19 protein-coding genes and 3 tRNA genes are annotated in these 13,975 nt (G+C 57.2%); 10 read left to right on the top strand and 12 right to left on the bottom strand.

Annotation, left to right across the window (positions count from 1 at the left end):
- Positions 1–8: 8 nt before the first annotated feature.
- Positions 9–161 (bottom strand): hypothetical protein, encoded by a 153-nt coding sequence (locus tag GS632_RS09275; protein ID WP_171175362.1) that lies wholly within the window; start codon positions 159–161, stop codon positions 9–11.
- A gap of 148 nt (positions 162–309) precedes the next feature.
- On the opposite strand from GS632_RS09275, the gene GS632_RS09270 reads away from it, so the two are divergent.
- The 3 genes from GS632_RS09270 (at position 310) to GS632_RS09260 (ending at position 1,440) form a co-directional block, all read left to right on the top strand.
- Positions 310–384 (top strand) — tRNA-Gly (locus GS632_RS09270).
- Positions 385–417: 33 nt separating this feature from the next.
- Positions 418–492: transfer RNA gene (locus GS632_RS09265), tRNA-Gly, on the top strand.
- Between the two features lie 81 nt (positions 493–573).
- Complete coding sequence (locus GS632_RS09260) at positions 574–1,440, top strand: GNAT family N-acetyltransferase (RefSeq protein WP_216601737.1); 867 nt, start codon at positions 574–576, stop codon at positions 1,438–1,440.
- Here the strand turns inward: GS632_RS09260 and GS632_RS09255 are convergent.
- Positions 1,437–1,676, bottom strand: coding sequence for an Lrp/AsnC family transcriptional regulator (locus tag GS632_RS09255; RefSeq protein ID WP_050602861.1), 240 nt, complete (start codon positions 1,674–1,676; stop codon positions 1,437–1,439). The two genes, GS632_RS09260 and GS632_RS09255, sit on opposite strands and share 4 nt — an antisense overlap.
- Before the next feature lie 154 nt (positions 1,677–1,830).
- Between GS632_RS09255 and hisB the strand changes: the two genes are divergently transcribed.
- Both hisB and hisH read left to right on the top strand, forming a co-directional pair.
- Positions 1,831–2,418 carry an imidazoleglycerol-phosphate dehydratase HisB gene (gene hisB, locus GS632_RS09250; RefSeq protein WP_171175366.1) on the top strand — a complete coding sequence of 196 codons (588 nt, stop codon included), beginning with the start codon at positions 1,831–1,833 and terminating at the stop codon, positions 2,416–2,418.
- Positions 2,419–2,503: 85 nt separating this feature from the next.
- Positions 2,504–3,142, top strand: a complete 639-nt coding sequence (gene hisH, locus GS632_RS09245; RefSeq protein WP_171175368.1) for an imidazole glycerol phosphate synthase subunit HisH — start codon at positions 2,504–2,506, stop codon at positions 3,140–3,142.
- Positions 3,143–3,145: 3 nt separating this feature from the next.
- Here hisH and GS632_RS09240 read toward each other — a convergent pair whose 3' ends face one another.
- A complete protein-coding gene (locus GS632_RS09240) occupies positions 3,146–3,547 on the bottom strand; it encodes a DUF2147 domain-containing protein (RefSeq protein WP_171175370.1) in 402 nt (133 codons plus the stop codon).
- A 134-nt stretch (positions 3,548–3,681) separates the two neighbouring features.
- Between GS632_RS09240 and hisA the strand changes: the two genes are divergently transcribed.
- Positions 3,682–4,401 (top strand): 1-(5-phosphoribosyl)-5-[(5-phosphoribosylamino)methylideneamino]imidazole-4-carboxamide isomerase, encoded by a 720-nt coding sequence (gene hisA / locus GS632_RS09235; RefSeq protein WP_171175372.1) that lies wholly within the window; start codon positions 3,682–3,684, stop codon positions 4,399–4,401.
- Position 4,402: 1 nt separating this feature from the next.
- Here the strand turns inward: hisA and GS632_RS09230 are convergent, their stop codons facing one another.
- Positions 4,403–4,849, bottom strand: coding sequence for a DUF302 domain-containing protein (locus tag GS632_RS09230; RefSeq protein ID WP_253284445.1), 447 nt, complete (start codon positions 4,847–4,849; stop codon positions 4,403–4,405).
- Positions 4,850–4,969: 120 nt separating this feature from the next.
- On the opposite strand from GS632_RS09230, the gene hisF reads away from it, so the two are divergent.
- The 3 genes from hisF to GS632_RS09215 all read left to right on the top strand — a co-directional run bounded on the left by hisF (position 4,970) and on the right by GS632_RS09215 (position 6,686).
- The gene (gene hisF, locus GS632_RS09225; protein ID WP_171721748.1) at positions 4,970–5,731 is read left to right on the top strand and encodes an imidazole glycerol phosphate synthase subunit HisF; all 762 of its coding nucleotides are present in this window, start codon (positions 4,970–4,972) and stop codon (positions 5,729–5,731) included.
- Positions 5,728–6,045 carry a phosphoribosyl-ATP diphosphatase gene (locus GS632_RS09220; protein WP_171237232.1) on the top strand — a complete coding sequence of 106 codons (318 nt, stop codon included), beginning with the start codon at positions 5,728–5,730 and terminating at the stop codon, positions 6,043–6,045. Before hisF ends, GS632_RS09220 begins: the two co-directional genes overlap by 4 nt.
- Positions 6,046–6,113: 68 nt before the next feature.
- A complete protein-coding gene (locus GS632_RS09215; protein WP_171175378.1) occupies positions 6,114–6,686 on the top strand; it encodes a hypothetical protein in 573 nt (190 codons plus the stop codon).
- Here GS632_RS09215 and GS632_RS09210 read toward each other — a convergent pair.
- The 4 genes from GS632_RS09210 to rlmB form a co-directional block, all read right to left on the bottom strand.
- On the bottom strand, positions 6,683–7,153 hold the full coding sequence (locus tag GS632_RS09210) for a CoA-binding protein (RefSeq protein ID WP_171175380.1): 471 nt from the start codon (positions 7,151–7,153) through the stop codon (positions 6,683–6,685). The two genes, GS632_RS09215 and GS632_RS09210, sit on opposite strands and share 4 nt — an antisense overlap.
- 196 nt (positions 7,154–7,349) lie before the next feature.
- Positions 7,350–7,802 (bottom strand): YHS domain-containing (seleno)protein, encoded by a 453-nt coding sequence (locus tag GS632_RS09205; protein ID WP_174836676.1) that lies wholly within the window; start codon positions 7,800–7,802, stop codon positions 7,350–7,352.
- Between the two features lie 103 nt (positions 7,803–7,905).
- A complete protein-coding gene (locus GS632_RS09200) occupies positions 7,906–8,187 on the bottom strand; it encodes a hypothetical protein (protein ID WP_171176233.1) in 282 nt (93 codons plus the stop codon).
- A gap of 15 nt (positions 8,188–8,202) precedes the next feature.
- Positions 8,203–8,973 carry a 23S rRNA (guanosine(2251)-2'-O)-methyltransferase RlmB gene (rlmB, locus tag GS632_RS09195; RefSeq protein ID WP_171721749.1) on the bottom strand — a complete coding sequence of 257 codons (771 nt, stop codon included), beginning with the start codon at positions 8,971–8,973 and terminating at the stop codon, positions 8,203–8,205.
- Between the two features lie 116 nt (positions 8,974–9,089).
- Here rlmB and GS632_RS09190 point away from each other — a divergent pair.
- Positions 9,090–9,173, top strand: a tRNA-Tyr gene (locus GS632_RS09190).
- Between the two features lie 319 nt (positions 9,174–9,492).
- On the opposite strand, the gene GS632_RS09185 is transcribed toward GS632_RS09190, so the two are convergent.
- The 4 genes from GS632_RS09185 to GS632_RS09170 form a co-directional block, all read right to left on the bottom strand.
- A complete protein-coding gene (locus GS632_RS09185; RefSeq protein ID WP_171235502.1) occupies positions 9,493–10,014 on the bottom strand; it encodes a DUF2478 domain-containing protein in 522 nt (173 codons plus the stop codon).
- A gap of 69 nt (positions 10,015–10,083) precedes the next feature.
- Positions 10,084–10,749 (bottom strand): NnrU family protein, encoded by a 666-nt coding sequence (locus tag GS632_RS09180; RefSeq protein ID WP_171237231.1) that lies wholly within the window; start codon positions 10,747–10,749, stop codon positions 10,084–10,086.
- Between the two features lie 105 nt (positions 10,750–10,854).
- A complete protein-coding gene (locus GS632_RS09175; RefSeq protein WP_171237230.1) occupies positions 10,855–12,921 on the bottom strand; it encodes a proline/glycine betaine ABC transporter permease in 2,067 nt (688 codons plus the stop codon).
- Positions 12,918–13,967, bottom strand: a complete 1,050-nt coding sequence (locus tag GS632_RS09170) for a betaine/proline/choline family ABC transporter ATP-binding protein (RefSeq protein WP_171235499.1) — start codon at positions 13,965–13,967, stop codon at positions 12,918–12,920. Before GS632_RS09170 ends, GS632_RS09175 begins: the two co-directional genes overlap by 4 nt.
- Between the last annotated feature and the right edge of the window lie 8 nt (positions 13,968–13,975).

Here is a 13,975-nt window from a genome sequence, read left to right as displayed (position 1 = left end):
GGCGGGGTTTATCCCGCCAACACCAGCGTTTCGACCAGTGGCGCGCGCATCAGGACTGGGTCGACCTCGACCACCTTGTCCTCAACCCGTGCGCATAGCATCGTGGTCAATATGATCAGCGCGGCCAACAGCGCCATTTTCATATCAGCTATACGTGCCATTTTCATTCTTCAGCCCCTCTTATTTTTTCACGCTCTAGATTTTCAACGAGCTGGGCTCGGATTTCCGTCGAAAGATTTTTCCTCTTTTTTGCGTTTTTCCGCTTGCAGCCTCGCGTGGGAATTTATACATCCCTCCTCACTCAACGGCGCGGGCGTAGCTCAGGGGTAGAGCATAACCTTGCCAAGGTTAGGGTCGGGCGTTCGAATCGCCTCGCCCGCTCCATTGAGAGGTCTTTGGACCACATATGTATCTGATGCGGGCGTAGCTCAGGGGTAGAGCATAACCTTGCCAAGGTTAGGGTCGGGCGTTCGAATCGCCTCGCCCGCTCCAGATACCAACCGATCCGAACATGCTGGTTCTTTGCAGCGCGTTGCGCCATTCTGGTCGCATTACGCAATGCAGGATTACCCGATGTCTGATTATATCATTCGCCCACTCACTGCTGCCGAAGTCCAGCACGCTGTGGATTGGGCCGGTCGCGAAGGATGGAACCCCGGCGTACACGACGCCGAGTGCTTTCGCCCAACGGACCCGGACGGGTTTCTGGGCGGATTTCTGGATGGAGAGATGATTTCCTCGGTCTCGGCGGTGAATTACAACGCCGATTTCGCGTTTCTGGGCTTTTACATCGTTAAACCCGAGTTCCGGCACCATGGTCATGGGCTTGAGATAGCGCAACATGCGCTTGCTCATTGCGGCAGTCGTAACATGGGTCTGGATGGCGTTGTCGAGCAGCAGGAAAATTATCGCAAATCCGGCTTTACCTTCGCGTATAACAACTACCGATTTGCCGGAACAAAAACGCGGATGCTGGCGAAGCTGGGTACATCTTCGAATGATTGCGTAGCGGATCTGAGCAGTGCGTCAGATGAATTGAAAGCCTATGACCGCGACATGTTTCCCGCTGCACGCGATCTGTTCCTTGAAAGCTGGCTCAGCGCTTACAATCACGTATCAAAGGTCTATTCCGACAATGGCAGAATCCAAGGCTACGCAACGCTGCGCCCTTGCCTCACCGGATACAAGGTTGGTCCGCTGTTTGCAGACAATACCGACATTGCAAGGGCACTGTTAGCAGCTCTGCTGACGGCGATTCCCGAAGACCATAACGAGCATGAGGTTTTTGTGGACATGCCACAGCCCAACGCATCAGCTTTCGCTTTGGCCGACGCGCTTGGACTGGACAAAGTGTTTGAAACCGCCCGGATGTATTCCGACCATCAACCCGACATCGATCTGGATCGAATCTTTGGCGTGACAACGTTCGAGCTGGGCTAGAACGCTTTGAATGTCATGGTCGTCAAGGATCGTTCGATGTTGGGGATCACTAGCAAGTGTTCGTTGATAAAGTGGCCCACATCCTCGGTCTCGGGGATATAGAGCTTCAGAAGCAGGTCATATTCGCCGCTGGTGGAATACAGTTCGGAATGAATTTCGCGCAGGGCGATTTCTTCGGCCACCTTATAAGTGGTGCCGGGTTTGCAGCGGATCTGGATGAAAACGCAGGTGGACATGGTGTGACCCTATCGGTTCGTGTTGCTTGCAAGCTGACACGGGGCACAGCCGGGTGCAATCCCCTGCAACAGTTTGGCCTGAATGCCACCTATGGTCTGGATAAGGCAGCCCAACCCCGTCTATAAGCGCGCCTGTAGCAAAAGGAATTCGCCCATGCGCAGCGCTTCGATCAGCCGCAAGACCGCCGAGACCGAGATCACGGTTCAGGTCAATCTGGATGGCACCGGCACCTATGACAACCAGACCGGTGTTGGCTTCTTTGACCACATGCTGGATCAGCTGGCGCGCCACTCGCTGATCGACATGACGATCAGTGCCAAGGGTGATTATCACATCGACGACCATCACACGGTCGAAGATACCGGCATCGCGCTGGGTCAGGCACTGACGCAGGCTCTGGGCGATAAGAAAGGCATCCGCCGTTATGGCGAATGTCATCTGCCTATGGACGACGCACAAGTGCGCTGCGCGCTGGACTTGTCGGGCCGTCCGTTCCTGATCTGGAATGTAGACTTGCCCACGCAGAAGATCGGCACGTTCGACACAGAGCTTGTGCGAGAGTTTTTTCAGGCGCTCAGCACACATGGCGGCATCACCCTGCACATCGACCAGTTGCACGGCTTCAACAGCCATCACATTGCCGAGGCGGCTTTCAAAGCTGTCGCGCGCGCTTTGCGTGATGCAGTCGAAACCGATCCACGCAAGGCGGATGCGATTCCATCGACCAAGGGTGCTTTGTAGGCGGTGGTAAGGGGCGCCGCCCTTCTTGGCCTTTGGCCAATTCACCCCGCCGTATTTGGAACAAGAAGAAGAACAGGTCCGTATCATGTTGACTGCGATCATTGATTATGAGTCGGGCAATCTGCACTCGGCCGAGAAGGCTTTTCAGCGCATGGCGCGTGAATTGGATGCCGGTGAGGTTGTTGTGACCTCGGACGCAGACGTCGTGGCGCGTGCGGATCGTTTGGTGTTGCCGGGTGATGGGGCCTTTCCGGCCTGTGCCGCCGAGCTGCGGGGACACAGAGGCATCTATGATGCGATGGTCGAGGCAGTCGAGCAAAAGGGACGACCGTTTCTGGGCATCTGCGTTGGGATGCAACTGATGGCCACCAAGGGCCATGAATACAGCGAAACCGATGGTTTGGGCTGGGTTGCAGGTGATGTTGTCCGAATTGAGCCTTCGGATGCAGCCCTAAAAGTCCCCCATATGGGCTGGAATGATCTGGTCCTGGAAAGCGATCATCCAGTGTTCGATGGGGTGAAATCCGGTGATCACACGTATTTCGTCCACTCCTACCATTTTCGTGTGAGCGACCCAGCACAGCGGCTGGCTTACGTTGATTATGGGCAAGAGGTCACGGCCGTGATTGGCCGCGACACGATGGTTGGGATGCAGTTCCACCCCGAGAAAAGTCAGGACGTTGGGCTGCGTATGCTGGGCAACTTCCTGACCTGGAACCCCTGAGGGTTACTGGACGCGCGTCCAGGTTTGGCCGCGACAGATCAAACCACCCGCCACACAACCCTTGACGGTCAGCTTGTTCTGCCCGTCCAGCGACATTTTCGAATTGTAGGTCTTGTCGCGGTCCGGGGCCCAGATCTTGCCGCTGTCATAGCTGCCGCTACCTTCGGGCACCATGTCCCAGATGATCTGTTTACCCAGATTTTCGTATTCCAGCTGCTGGTTCCCATCCGCATCAAAGGCGCTGTCGATTGTGCCGCAAATCGCGCTCCCGCATTCGGAAATCGTGACATGCAGGTAACCACCCGTGTCACCCGGCGCAGTCTTCCATAGCCCGTCAACAGGATCTGCTGCCAAAGCACTGGTCGCAAGAAGCGACAAACCCGCTGCAAACGTAAATTTCTTCATGATTTTCTCCCTGTTTTGAGGGCAGTCTGACCCGCCAAGGACCGACGGGCAAGAATGACCCAGCGTCGCGTTGCATCCCCTGCCCTGCCTGTGCGATATCCCGCGCGTGTAACAAAGATATAGGGCCGCCCGACATGATCCTCTACCCCGCCATCGACCTCAAAGACGGCAATGCCGTACGCCTGCTGCGCGGTGAAATGGACAAGGCCACCGTGTTCAATGAAGACCCTGCCGCACAGGCCCGCGCCTTTGTCGAGGCGGGATGCGAGTGGCTTCATCTGGTCGATCTGAACGGCGCGTTTGCGGGTGAACCGGTTAACGCCGCCCCGGTCGAGGCGATACTGAAAGCCTGCGACGTGCCCGCTCAGTTGGGTGGCGGTATCCGCGACATGGCCACGATCGAAACATGGATCGGCAAGGGATTGGCGCGGGTCATTTTGGGCACAGTTGCGGTCGAAAACCCTGATCTGGTGCGCGAAGCGGCGAAAGCTTTTCCCGGCAAAGTCGCTGTGGGCATTGATGCGCGCAACGGTATGGTGGCGACTAAAGGCTGGGCCGAAGAGACTGACGTGCAGGTCACCGATCTGGCCCGCAGTTTCGAAGACGCAGGCGTGGCCGCAATCATCTATACTGACATCAACCGTGATGGCGCGATGCAGGGCCCGAACATCGAGGCGACAGCAGCCCTCGCTCAGGCGGTTTCTATCCCCGTGATTGCGTCGGGTGGCGTCAGCTCTTTGGAAGACCTGATCGCCCTGCGCGACTGTGGTGTCGAACTGGACGGCGCGATCTCGGGTCGGGCGCTGTATGATGGCGCGATTGACCTGGCCGAGGCCATTCGCGCCCTTAACTGAGCTACTGCGCGGCAGCGGCAGTCAGTTTCGCCAAAGCGCCGCGCATCTTTTCGATGACGGGTGACTTTTCGACCTCATCCAGCTCATCCATCGTTTCCTTGGGGTCTTCATAGGCCAGCCAGACCTGACCGCTGGCGTCCTCATAGGCTTGCACCTTGAGCGGCAGGAACAACCCAGCACGCGGGTCGATCTGCATGGCTGGCGTGCCCAGCGCAGGGTTACCGAAAATCAGCACCTGATTGGCAGGAATGGGCGTACCGACCTTTTCCGCTCCGGCCGCATGGTCGATTCGCGCAAACACGGTGGCCCCGGCATTGCCAACTGCTTCTTCCAACGCATCCAGCGCCTCAGCCACGGATTTACTTGTTTGAACTTTGATGATGTCGTCAGCCATGGCGGATAGTGCGCCCCCGAATGTTAGAATTGAAGCCAGAAGAAGATGTTTCATCTCGATAATCCTTTTCATGAATTTCACCCCTAATTTCCATGGCTTCACGATGGATCACAATCACAAGTCTGGCATCAGCGGTGCTTTGCCGGTAAAGGTCCGGCAACGAAGGACACCCAGATGCTGAAAACCCGGATCATTCCCTGTCTTGATGTCGCCGATGGCCGCGTGGTCAAAGGCGTGAATTTCGTTGGCCTGCGCGACGCGGGCGACCCGGTGGAATCGGCCAAGGCCTATGACGCCGCCGGCGCTGACGAGATATGTTTTCTGGACATCCATGCGACCCACGAAAACCGCGGAACGATGTTTGATGTGGTGCAGCGCACGGCTGAGCAGTGCTTTGTCCCACTGACAGTGGGTGGCGGTGTACGCACCAAGGAAGATGTGCGCGCCCTGCTGCTGGCTGGGGCGGACAAGGTCAGTTTCAACTCGGCCGCCGTCGCCAACCCGAACGTGATCGCGGAATCGGCTGACCAGTTTGGCAGTCAATGCATCGTTTGCGCCATAGACGCCAAGACCGTCAGCCCCGGAAAGTGGGAAATTTTCACCCATGGTGGGCGAAAGCCTACCGGTATTCATGCGGTCGATTTTGCCAAAACAGTTGTTGCCAAAGGGGCCGGAGAAATCCTTCTGACCTCGATGGATCGTGACGGCACAAAAGCCGGGTTCAACTTGCCCCTGACCCGCGCCATTTCCGACGCGGTGAATGTACCGGTGATCGCCAGCGGAGGTGTCGGCAATCTGGACCATCTGGTGGAAGGTGTCACCAAAGGCGGCGCAAGCGCCGTGCTGGCGGCCTCGATCTTTCATTTCGGCGAATACACCATCCGCGAAGCCAAGGAACACATGGCCGCTGCGGGCATTCCGATGAGGCTAACATGAGCATCCTGCACGATCTGGCCTTCACGATTGAGGCCCGCAAAGACGCAGACCCGGACTCCAGTTGGACAGCCAAGCTGCTGGCCAAAGGTCCCGAGAAATGTGCAGAGAAGTTTGGCGAAGAAGCTGTTGAGGCGATCATCGAGGCCGTCAAGGATGACAAAACCAGGCTGACCTCTGAGGCGGCTGATGTTCTGTATCACCTTCTGGTCATGCTGGTCTCGCGGAACGTGGCACTGGATGATGTCCTGACCGAACTGGCACGTCGTCAGGGCGTCAGCGGTATCGCGGAAAAGGCTTCCCGCCCTAAGAGGTAACACCTGGGTTCCGCGTCGCTGTTTGGACCGCTATACTTGGACGTCAGATTGGCAGCCGAGGGCGCGACATGATCCGAGTTTTGATGCTTGTGGCAACGCTTGCCATCGTCGCGGGCTGCTCTGCGCCACCGCCCTCGACCGGGGACCAGGTTCAACGCCTGGCAACTGAAATTCAAAGTTTGGGCCCTGACATAGATCCCGAAGAAGCCCAACGAGCGGCGCAGGTTGCCTACGCCTACACCGCACAGCTGGTCGATGAATACCAGATCACTGACCCGCCATTGATCCACAACGCAAAGGTCAACAAAGGCGTGCGCCCACGCGGGCTCTGCTGGCACTGGGCCGAGGACATTGAGCGTCGTCTGAAGCAGGAAAATTTCCAAACGCTTGAGATGCATCGCGCCATAGCCAATGCCGATAATCCGCTGAGAATCGACCACTCCACAGCGATCATCAGCCGCAAGGGGGAATCGTTGTATGACGGTGTCGTACTGGACCCGTGGCGCTATGGCGGGGTGTTGTTCTGGTCTCCGCTGGTCGAGGACACCCGTTACGAATGGGTGCCGCGCGACGTGGTGCTAGAGAAGCGGCGACAGGAACAGGTGGCCCGGCTGAAACCCTATCAGCCAGCAACGCCCTAAAGTTTGGACGAGATGATTCCGGTCGAAAATCCGCCCATGCGCAGCTCGCCAAACAGGCGCTGATACTCGATCTTGGGACAGCGGTTCATCACTACGTCAACGCCCCGTGCTTCGGCCTTTGCCTCCGCTTCGGCATGTTCAACCCCGATCTGCATCCAAATCGTGCTGAGAGAGGGAAAAACGTCCAGAGCTTCGTCAACGATAGGCGGCACAGCTTCGGACCGCCGAAAAATATCCACCATATCCACGGGCTCGGTTATGTCCGAAAGACTACCTCGCACTGTCTGACCGAATAGGTCTTTGCCTGCATGGCCTGGATTGACCGGGATCACATCAAATCCCTTCAAGGTTAGATAGCGCGCCACGTAGAAACTGGGTCGCACAGGGTTCAACGACACTCCTACAACGGCAACCGTCTTGGTGCGTTGCAGAATGGTTTTGAGGTGCTGATCGGGATAATTTGACATGCCCTATCCTTAACAGGGTTATCAAAAGAAAAAAGCGCCCAAGACAGCTTGGGCGCCAGTTGTTGGAACGAGGGACAGTGAAATGACCCGCGGCAGTTCCGTTCCGCGGTCACTGTGACATTTAGGCATGAGTTGGTGAAAAAAAAGAGGGGGCGCGCATTTTTGTGATGACTTTTCACAATTAGCTGATTCTTGCCTAGTTGTGGTACAAGATCACCGGCCAGTTTTCTTCTGCCATTTCAATGAATTCCGCCCTATCCTGCTGCCACATCATCTCAATCTGCTTTGAGTGCGTCAGATACAGGCGGCCATCGACCACCTGCCACGCATTGGGATCGGTGCTTTTCAGAACCCCTTTGGCCATCGCGTAAGAACAATACCCGCCAAACTGCGGAGCAAAGGCCCGGGGGTTGCTTTCAAAGCGCTCTCGGTTTTCCGCAGATGAAAAATGCCATTTTGCCCCTTTCCACATCACAGCGTTTTCCGGGGCACCCATAACGGGCGTCGCGCCTTCGAAGTAGGTCACGGGATCATACCCGGCCATCGCCACACCTTCGGTGGCGAAATAGACGGGATTGTCCTGCGCGGAAACGGCAGAAGAAAGGAATACAGCGCTTAGCGCGCCAAGGATGGAACGTTGGATCAGCATCGCCACGTCAGAATCTGGAGTCTTGAGGTATCAACATGCAAGTTTTCGGCGGTAACGGAAGCCCCGTTGACAAGGATGTGATCGAGTTTCAACGCAAGGGCGCCTAGTCGAAAATATCCTCAATCACGTCCCAGGCTTCGTCAAACACACGTGAGAACACGCTCTTTTTCTTCTTTTTACGTTTTGCCCTTGAATGCACCATATGAGACACGGCAGGTCGCGCCTGTTTTTCTTTCACGGCCTTACGCTTTGGAATCATCTTGAGATCATGTAGCGGAGCACCGCAGCTTGAACAGCTAAGCTCATGCCGCTCTTTTCCCTTCAGGACCAGGGCCGCACGAGTGCCGCAATAACAGCAGGTGGCGATTTTGGATGGACCGGAAATGGCGCTCTCCTTTGCTCAGGAACGAGATGCATATAAGGCGATTGCCGCCGCGTTTGAGACATTCAGTGACCCAAACCCGCCTGCTGCGTCAATTTTCACCAACTGATCGACGGTTTCTTTGGTCTTCTGCCGCAAGCCCGGGCCTTCGGCACCAAGCACAAGCGCCACGGGGCGATCATGCCCCTCGACCAACGCACCTTCGATCGTCATATCGGCTTCGCCGTCCAGTCCAAGAACCAGAAACCCCATGCCCTGAAGCTCGATGATCGCGTCTGCAAGGTTGCGCACCCGCAAATATGGTTGGCGTTCCAGCGCACCGCTGGCGGTTTTGGCCAGCGCCCCTGTTTCAGGTGCAGAGTGATGCCGCGTACCTATCACAGCGCTGGCCCCCAAAACTTCGGCTGAGCGCAGAATCGCCCCAACGTTATGTGGATCAGTCACTCGGTCCAGCAGAATGACTCTTGGGTTTTCCCGTCCAATACAGTTTTCGGCCAGACCGCCCCAATCCAACGGCTTGACCTCAAGCGCAGCACCCTGGTGAACCGAACCAGCATCAATAGGCGCGGTGAACTTGCGTGGATCAACCATCTCGGCTTCAATCCCAGCAAATTCAATGGCTTCCGCCAGCTTTTCACGGGCGTTACGTGTCACGATCAGGCGCAATTTCTGACGATTTGGGTTCATCAAAGCATCCCGCACCGCATGCAAGCCGAACAGCCAGACGGTTTCGGCCGCAGCGGCTTTGCGCGCCTGTTCCTTTTCGACGACCCATTTGGGTTTCTTCATTTTATGGGCCTCCGGGCCGAGAATTCGGTTTCCTGCGCCAAAGCGAAATTTTCCTGTTGACGCTCCTTTGGTGCGCTAGTAATCACGCCTCCACGTCAGGTGCAACGCCTGACAGTGGGCGACAGGCCGCAAGGTGTGGCAGGGGACTGTAACTCCCTCGCGGAGACGCACGCCTGGTTCGATTCCAGGGTCGCCCACCATCTTTCCAACTGAGCGTGAAGATGTGCAGAGTGTGTTTTTGGCACGCTGTGATCGGGTTGGTTGGCGTTGTGCGCGGTTGAAAAAAACCAAGGTTTAAGAACCAACCGTTTGATCTGATTACACTGTTGCGAAGCACTTCCCGGTGCCCTTGATCATTTTCGTTTCCAGAGGGGTATTGAAGCCGCGACAGCATCACCGCCTGTAAGACGCAGTCCAAGTCTGTCTGGTTTTTTGCGGGCTGAAGCCCCTGCAATATCGAAAAAAGGCGCTGAATGCGCTTCGGCGCCTTTTTTACCCTGTTTTTAGGGGTTTACTACCTTACTCTGCCGCCGTGCGCAGTTCTGAAACCTTGTTGAACCACGCCTCGATTGCATCTAGGTCCGCCGGGAGGGCTTCCGCAGCGCCGTCCGCGAACGCCTGAAACTTTTCTTCGTTCAACCCGTTCACGCCGACCAGCACCGGGATGTCCATCGCCAATGCTTCGCCGATCACAGGGCGGAATCCTCGGCCATCCGATTCGTGCTTGCCGAATTTGTTGATGATCAGCAACTGGGGTGCCTTTTCAAGCGAAGCAGTCACATACCCAACCGCCTGTTCCAGTGCTGCGGGGTCCAGGCGGCAACCGCGCGACTGTGTTCCTAGAGATTGCGAAATGCGGATGGTCTCACCCTCTGGCAGCACGCGCACATCCATATCGCATTTGCTGCTGTCCGCGCATTCGGTGTTGGTCTGAACAACGCCCGCCAGTTTCGCGCCCGAAGCCAGCAGGTGTTCTGCAACAGCGCTTAACAGGCGATCAGTGGCGCCGCGATCGGTGGTGGTGACATAGGCCAGATTCATCTTGGACCTCTTGTTTTTCATTTCGACATTTCAAATAGCACGCTCAGGTGTATCCGACCACTCCCCCAGCTACGGAAACGGAGACAGACCGATCACAGGAGCGTGCAGGTGAAGAAGAACCGCATAGGCGGCAAGTGCGGTCATCCATACCCAGGGACGTGGCCAAGGGCGCGGCGCACGGAGTGAAAAGCGCGCGGTTTTTCGAGACAACCGGACCCATTCAATCCCCATTTCGCTAAGTTTGCGACGGTCGATCAAAGACATGCCCATGGCTGCGAAACCGGCAAACAGGCCAAACAGGATGACGTGCGACAGGCTGCCATTGGCCAGCAAGTGTGCCAATGCCCACAACATCAACGCGGCAAGGACCGGGTGGCGGGTGGTGCGCAGGATACCGGGCTGCTCTGGGTCAAAGGCCCGGTTGCCTAGCCCGCCAAACGAGAACGGATTTTGAATGGCCAGCCCCGCAAGGGCCAGCCAACAGACGACCGGCATGATCAGTACTGGCACCCAGCGCAATACTGGAAACGGTGGAATGACCTCCACATAAGGTGCGTTTGAGGCTGCAATGATCAGCCAGACCAACACAGCCAGCGACAGGATCGAATACCCTGCAAAATACCCGCGATGCCCCAGCGTTCCGGTTAGCCACCTGCGCACCGCCGGCCGCACGGGAATTGCGTGGCTGAGAAGGAACGTGACAAGCGCTGCGAGAAATAGAACCCAACCGGTCATGGTGATCTCCGAACGTATTGGGATCGGTCTAGATCAGGATGGCGGCGACTTCCTTGTCCGAAATCAAGTTTTGCGCAGGGGCAGACATGCCGCCCCTGCCCTGTGTTATAAGCCAAGTGCCGCGCGGCGTTCTTCGGCAAAGCCCTGCACGATGCGGTCTGCGATCAGTGCCAGAATCGCCATCGCGGCCCCGGCCGAAATTCCCAGCCCGACATCCGCCTGACCCAGCGCCAGATAGATCGACTGACCCAAGCCGGTGGTCCCGATCAACGCCGCGATGACCAGCATCGCAAAGGCATAAAGGATGGTTTGGTTCAGCCCCAGCAGTATGGTCGGTGCAGCATAAGGTGCACGCACATCCCGCATGATCTGCCACTCGGTCGCACCGCTGGAGACAGCGGCCTCCATCATTTCCTCTGGCGTGTTGACCAGCCCATGCCGCGTATAGCGGATCATGGGGACGATGGCGTAGGCACAGATTGCGAGAAAGGCCGAGAACTCACCGATCTGGAACACCATCAGCACGGGGATCAGGAACACAAACAATGGAATCGTCTGCAGCATATCGCAGATCGGGCGAACCACTTTCCAAACCGGCTCCCAAACAGCGCTGGCAAGGCCGATCAGACCGCCGACGACTGCGCAGGAAAACACTGCTGCACCGCTGAGGTAGAGCGACAGAAGCGCCCTTTCCCAAAGACCTGAAACAAGAATGGTGCACAGCAGACCCACGCATAGCGCAGCGAGACGCCAACCGCCCGCAACCCAGCCCAGAGCAGCTGCTCCGGTCAAGACAAAAGGCCATGGCAGGTTCGCGATGCCGGTTTCTAGCATACCAATCAGGATCAAAACGATCAGGCCGCCCGTCAGCCGCCCACGCCACGCCATCAGCAGCGCAATCACAGCACCAACGGCGAACAGGCCGTAGCTCATGCCCGCCGTCCACTGAAAGCCCCATGTGAAAGGCAGAACTGCCTGATCCAGCCCGATCCGCAAAGGCAGCAGCACATAGAACAGCGAATTGTTCTTCAGCGCATCCAGCCAGGGGCCATTGTTTTGCGTAAACGCCGTCAGGCCGCTGTCTACGGCTTCGGCCATGGGGTCCAGAAGGGTCAGTTCGGACGGGTTCGGCAGCCACGCCCAGAAGGCGGCCGTGAAGATAATAGCAAAGCCTAGCATGGCCCAGACAACGCGGCTGTCATAGCGCTTGCGCTCGGTTGCCAGCGTGCCGCTCATCCGGTCGATCACCACGGCAAAGACCACGATGACCAGACCAGCCATCAGCGATTCACCGAACTGCGCCTTGCGCATGGTCAGCAGAACCTCCCAGCCGATATCGTTGAAACCTCCGATAACGGCGGCAATGATGACCATCGACAAGGCGGCCATCAGACATTGGTTCACACCGACCATGATCTGCGTTGTGGCAGCAGGGATTTCGACCTGAAACAATTGCTGGAACCGAGTGCCACCAGACATGATGGCGGCTTCTTTGATCTCGGGCTCGACCCGCTCCAACCCCAGCATCACATTGCGCGCCATAGGCGGCGCGGCATAGATGGCTGAGGCGATCAGGCCAACAACAGGCCCAAAGCCGAACAGCAGCAAAAGCGGTGTCAGATACGCAAAGGTCGGCACCGTCTGCATCACATCCAGAACGGCTTGAACAAAGGTTTTAACCTTCGGCACTTCATTGGCAAGGATGCCGATACCACCCCCTAAAATAAGTGCCACCGGGACCGACACGGCAACAAGGGCCAGCGTATTCATACTCTCAGCCCAATAGCCCGACGCCAGTACAAAACTGAGCCCCAGAAAACCCAACGCGGCCATGGGCATTCCGCCCAGATACCAGCCCAGCGCGGTCACAATCCCGATCAGAATGGGCCATGGCGTATTGCCTAACACGAAATTCGCCCAGTTCATTGGATAGGTCATCATGTCCGAGAACAGCCGCATCGCCGGTTTGATCAGGTTGAGAAACCAGTCAAGAAATGCCCCAACCCATTGGGTTGCAGGCAGTTCCCACGCGGCAGGCCATTTGACCAGCCACGGGGCGATGCCCTCAAACGCAAGGCAAACCGCACCGACGATGACCGTGATCAAAGCAGCCTTCGCACCCGCCGTCAGGTGCGCGCTGTGTTGCGTCGGAAGATCAGTGACAGCGGTCATGCTTCGTCCACCTGCAATGCGGCGGCCAGATCCGAGGGATGAACCGTGCCGACGACATTGCCGCTGGCATCCCGCACCGGCACGGGCTCGTACAGTTCCATACAATGTGCAAGGGCCGCGTCCAGCGTCATCGAAGTGGTCAGGCCGGGATCGTCCGGGCCACATTCCGCCTCGCTCCGCATGACTGAAGCGACCTTGGCGTGCTGACCCTTGGCAACGTCCTTGGAAAACTCGCGCACATAATCATCAACCGGTCGCAGCACGATATCAGTTGGGGTACCGATCTGAACGATCTTGCCGTCGCGCATGATCGCGATGCGGTCAGCGAGTTTCAGCGCCTCTTGAATATCGTGGGTGATGAAGACGATAGACTTCTTCAATGTCGCCTGAATGCGCAGAAATTCGTCCTGCAGTTGGCGACGGATCAACGGGTCGAGGGCCGAAAACGGCTCGTCCAGAAACCAGATATCGGGGTTCACGGCCAAGGACCGCGCGATGCCTACTCGCTGACGCTGACCACCTGAAAGCTGGCGAGGAAAGCTGTCTTCGCGCCCTTCCAGACCGACGAGTGAGATGACTTCCTGCGCCCTTGCCAGACGTTCCTTTTTGCTCACGCCCTGCACGCGCAGCGGATAAGCGACGTTTTCGGCAACGGTCATGTGCGGGAACAGGCCAAAGTGCTGGAACACCATACCCAGCTTTTTGCGGCGCAACTCGGTCAAGGCCTTCTTTGAGGCTCCAATGACATTTGCGCCGTCGACCCGAATCTCGCCTCCCGTGCCGGGCAACAGTTGCGAGATACAACGGATCAACGTGGATTTACCCGAGCCTGACAGGCCCATGATGACGAACAGTTCGCCTTCTTTGACCTCGAAATTGGCATCCTGCACCGCCGGGATGAATCCGTTTTCCCGCAGATCAGAGGCGGCCTTATCAGCGTCATTCCCTGACCGAGACAGCGCGTCGGTCAGGGCCTTTTCAGCGCCGGGGCCAAAGACCTGCCAGAGGTTCTGGCAGGCAATGGCTGGCATAGTCGCGTCAGTCACTTACGTGC

It is taken from the genome of Ruegeria sp. HKCCD7296 (genome assembly GCF_013110775.1).
Lineage (GTDB): Bacteria > Pseudomonadota > Alphaproteobacteria > Rhodobacterales > Rhodobacteraceae > Ruegeria.
This window is presented reverse-complemented; position numbering and strand designations above follow the sequence as displayed.

Excerpts from the sequence above, each read along its gene's own strand:
- GS632_RS09275 (WP_171175362.1), bottom strand. The coding sequence starts at position 161 with ATGGCACGTATAGCTGATATGAAAATGGCGCTGTTGGCCGCGCTGATC.
- GS632_RS09260 (WP_216601737.1), top strand. The coding sequence starts at position 574 with ATGTCTGATTATATCATTCGCCCACTCACTGCTGCCGAAGTCCAGCAC.
- GS632_RS09255 (WP_050602861.1), bottom strand. The coding sequence starts at position 1,676 with ATGTCCACCTGCGTTTTCATCCAGATCCGCTGCAAACCCGGCACCACT.
- hisB (WP_171175366.1), top strand. The coding sequence starts at position 1,831 with ATGCGCAGCGCTTCGATCAGCCGCAAGACCGCCGAGACCGAGATCACG.
- hisH (WP_171175368.1), top strand. The coding sequence starts at position 2,504 with ATGTTGACTGCGATCATTGATTATGAGTCGGGCAATCTGCACTCGGCC.
- GS632_RS09240 (WP_171175370.1), bottom strand. The coding sequence starts at position 3,547 with ATGAAGAAATTTACGTTTGCAGCGGGTTTGTCGCTTCTTGCGACCAGT.
- hisA (WP_171175372.1), top strand. The coding sequence starts at position 3,682 with ATGATCCTCTACCCCGCCATCGACCTCAAAGACGGCAATGCCGTACGC.
- GS632_RS09230 (WP_253284445.1), bottom strand. The coding sequence starts at position 4,849 with ATGAAACATCTTCTTCTGGCTTCAATTCTAACATTCGGGGGCGCACTA.
- hisF (WP_171721748.1), top strand. The coding sequence starts at position 4,970 with ATGCTGAAAACCCGGATCATTCCCTGTCTTGATGTCGCCGATGGCCGC.
- GS632_RS09220 (WP_171237232.1), top strand. The coding sequence starts at position 5,728 with ATGAGCATCCTGCACGATCTGGCCTTCACGATTGAGGCCCGCAAAGAC.
- GS632_RS09215 (WP_171175378.1), top strand. The coding sequence starts at position 6,114 with ATGATCCGAGTTTTGATGCTTGTGGCAACGCTTGCCATCGTCGCGGGC.
- GS632_RS09210 (WP_171175380.1), bottom strand. The coding sequence starts at position 7,153 with ATGTCAAATTATCCCGATCAGCACCTCAAAACCATTCTGCAACGCACC.
- GS632_RS09205 (WP_174836676.1), bottom strand. The coding sequence starts at position 7,802 with ATGCTGATCCAACGTTCCATCCTTGGCGCGCTAAGCGCTGTATTCCTT.
- rlmB (WP_171721749.1), bottom strand. The coding sequence starts at position 8,973 with ATGAAGAAACCCAAATGGGTCGTCGAAAAGGAACAGGCGCGCAAAGCC.
- GS632_RS09185 (WP_171235502.1), bottom strand. The coding sequence starts at position 10,014 with ATGAATCTGGCCTATGTCACCACCACCGATCGCGGCGCCACTGATCGC.
- GS632_RS09180 (WP_171237231.1), bottom strand. The coding sequence starts at position 10,749 with ATGACCGGTTGGGTTCTATTTCTCGCAGCGCTTGTCACGTTCCTTCTC.
- GS632_RS09175 (WP_171237230.1), bottom strand. The coding sequence starts at position 12,921 with ATGACCGCTGTCACTGATCTTCCGACGCAACACAGCGCGCACCTGACG.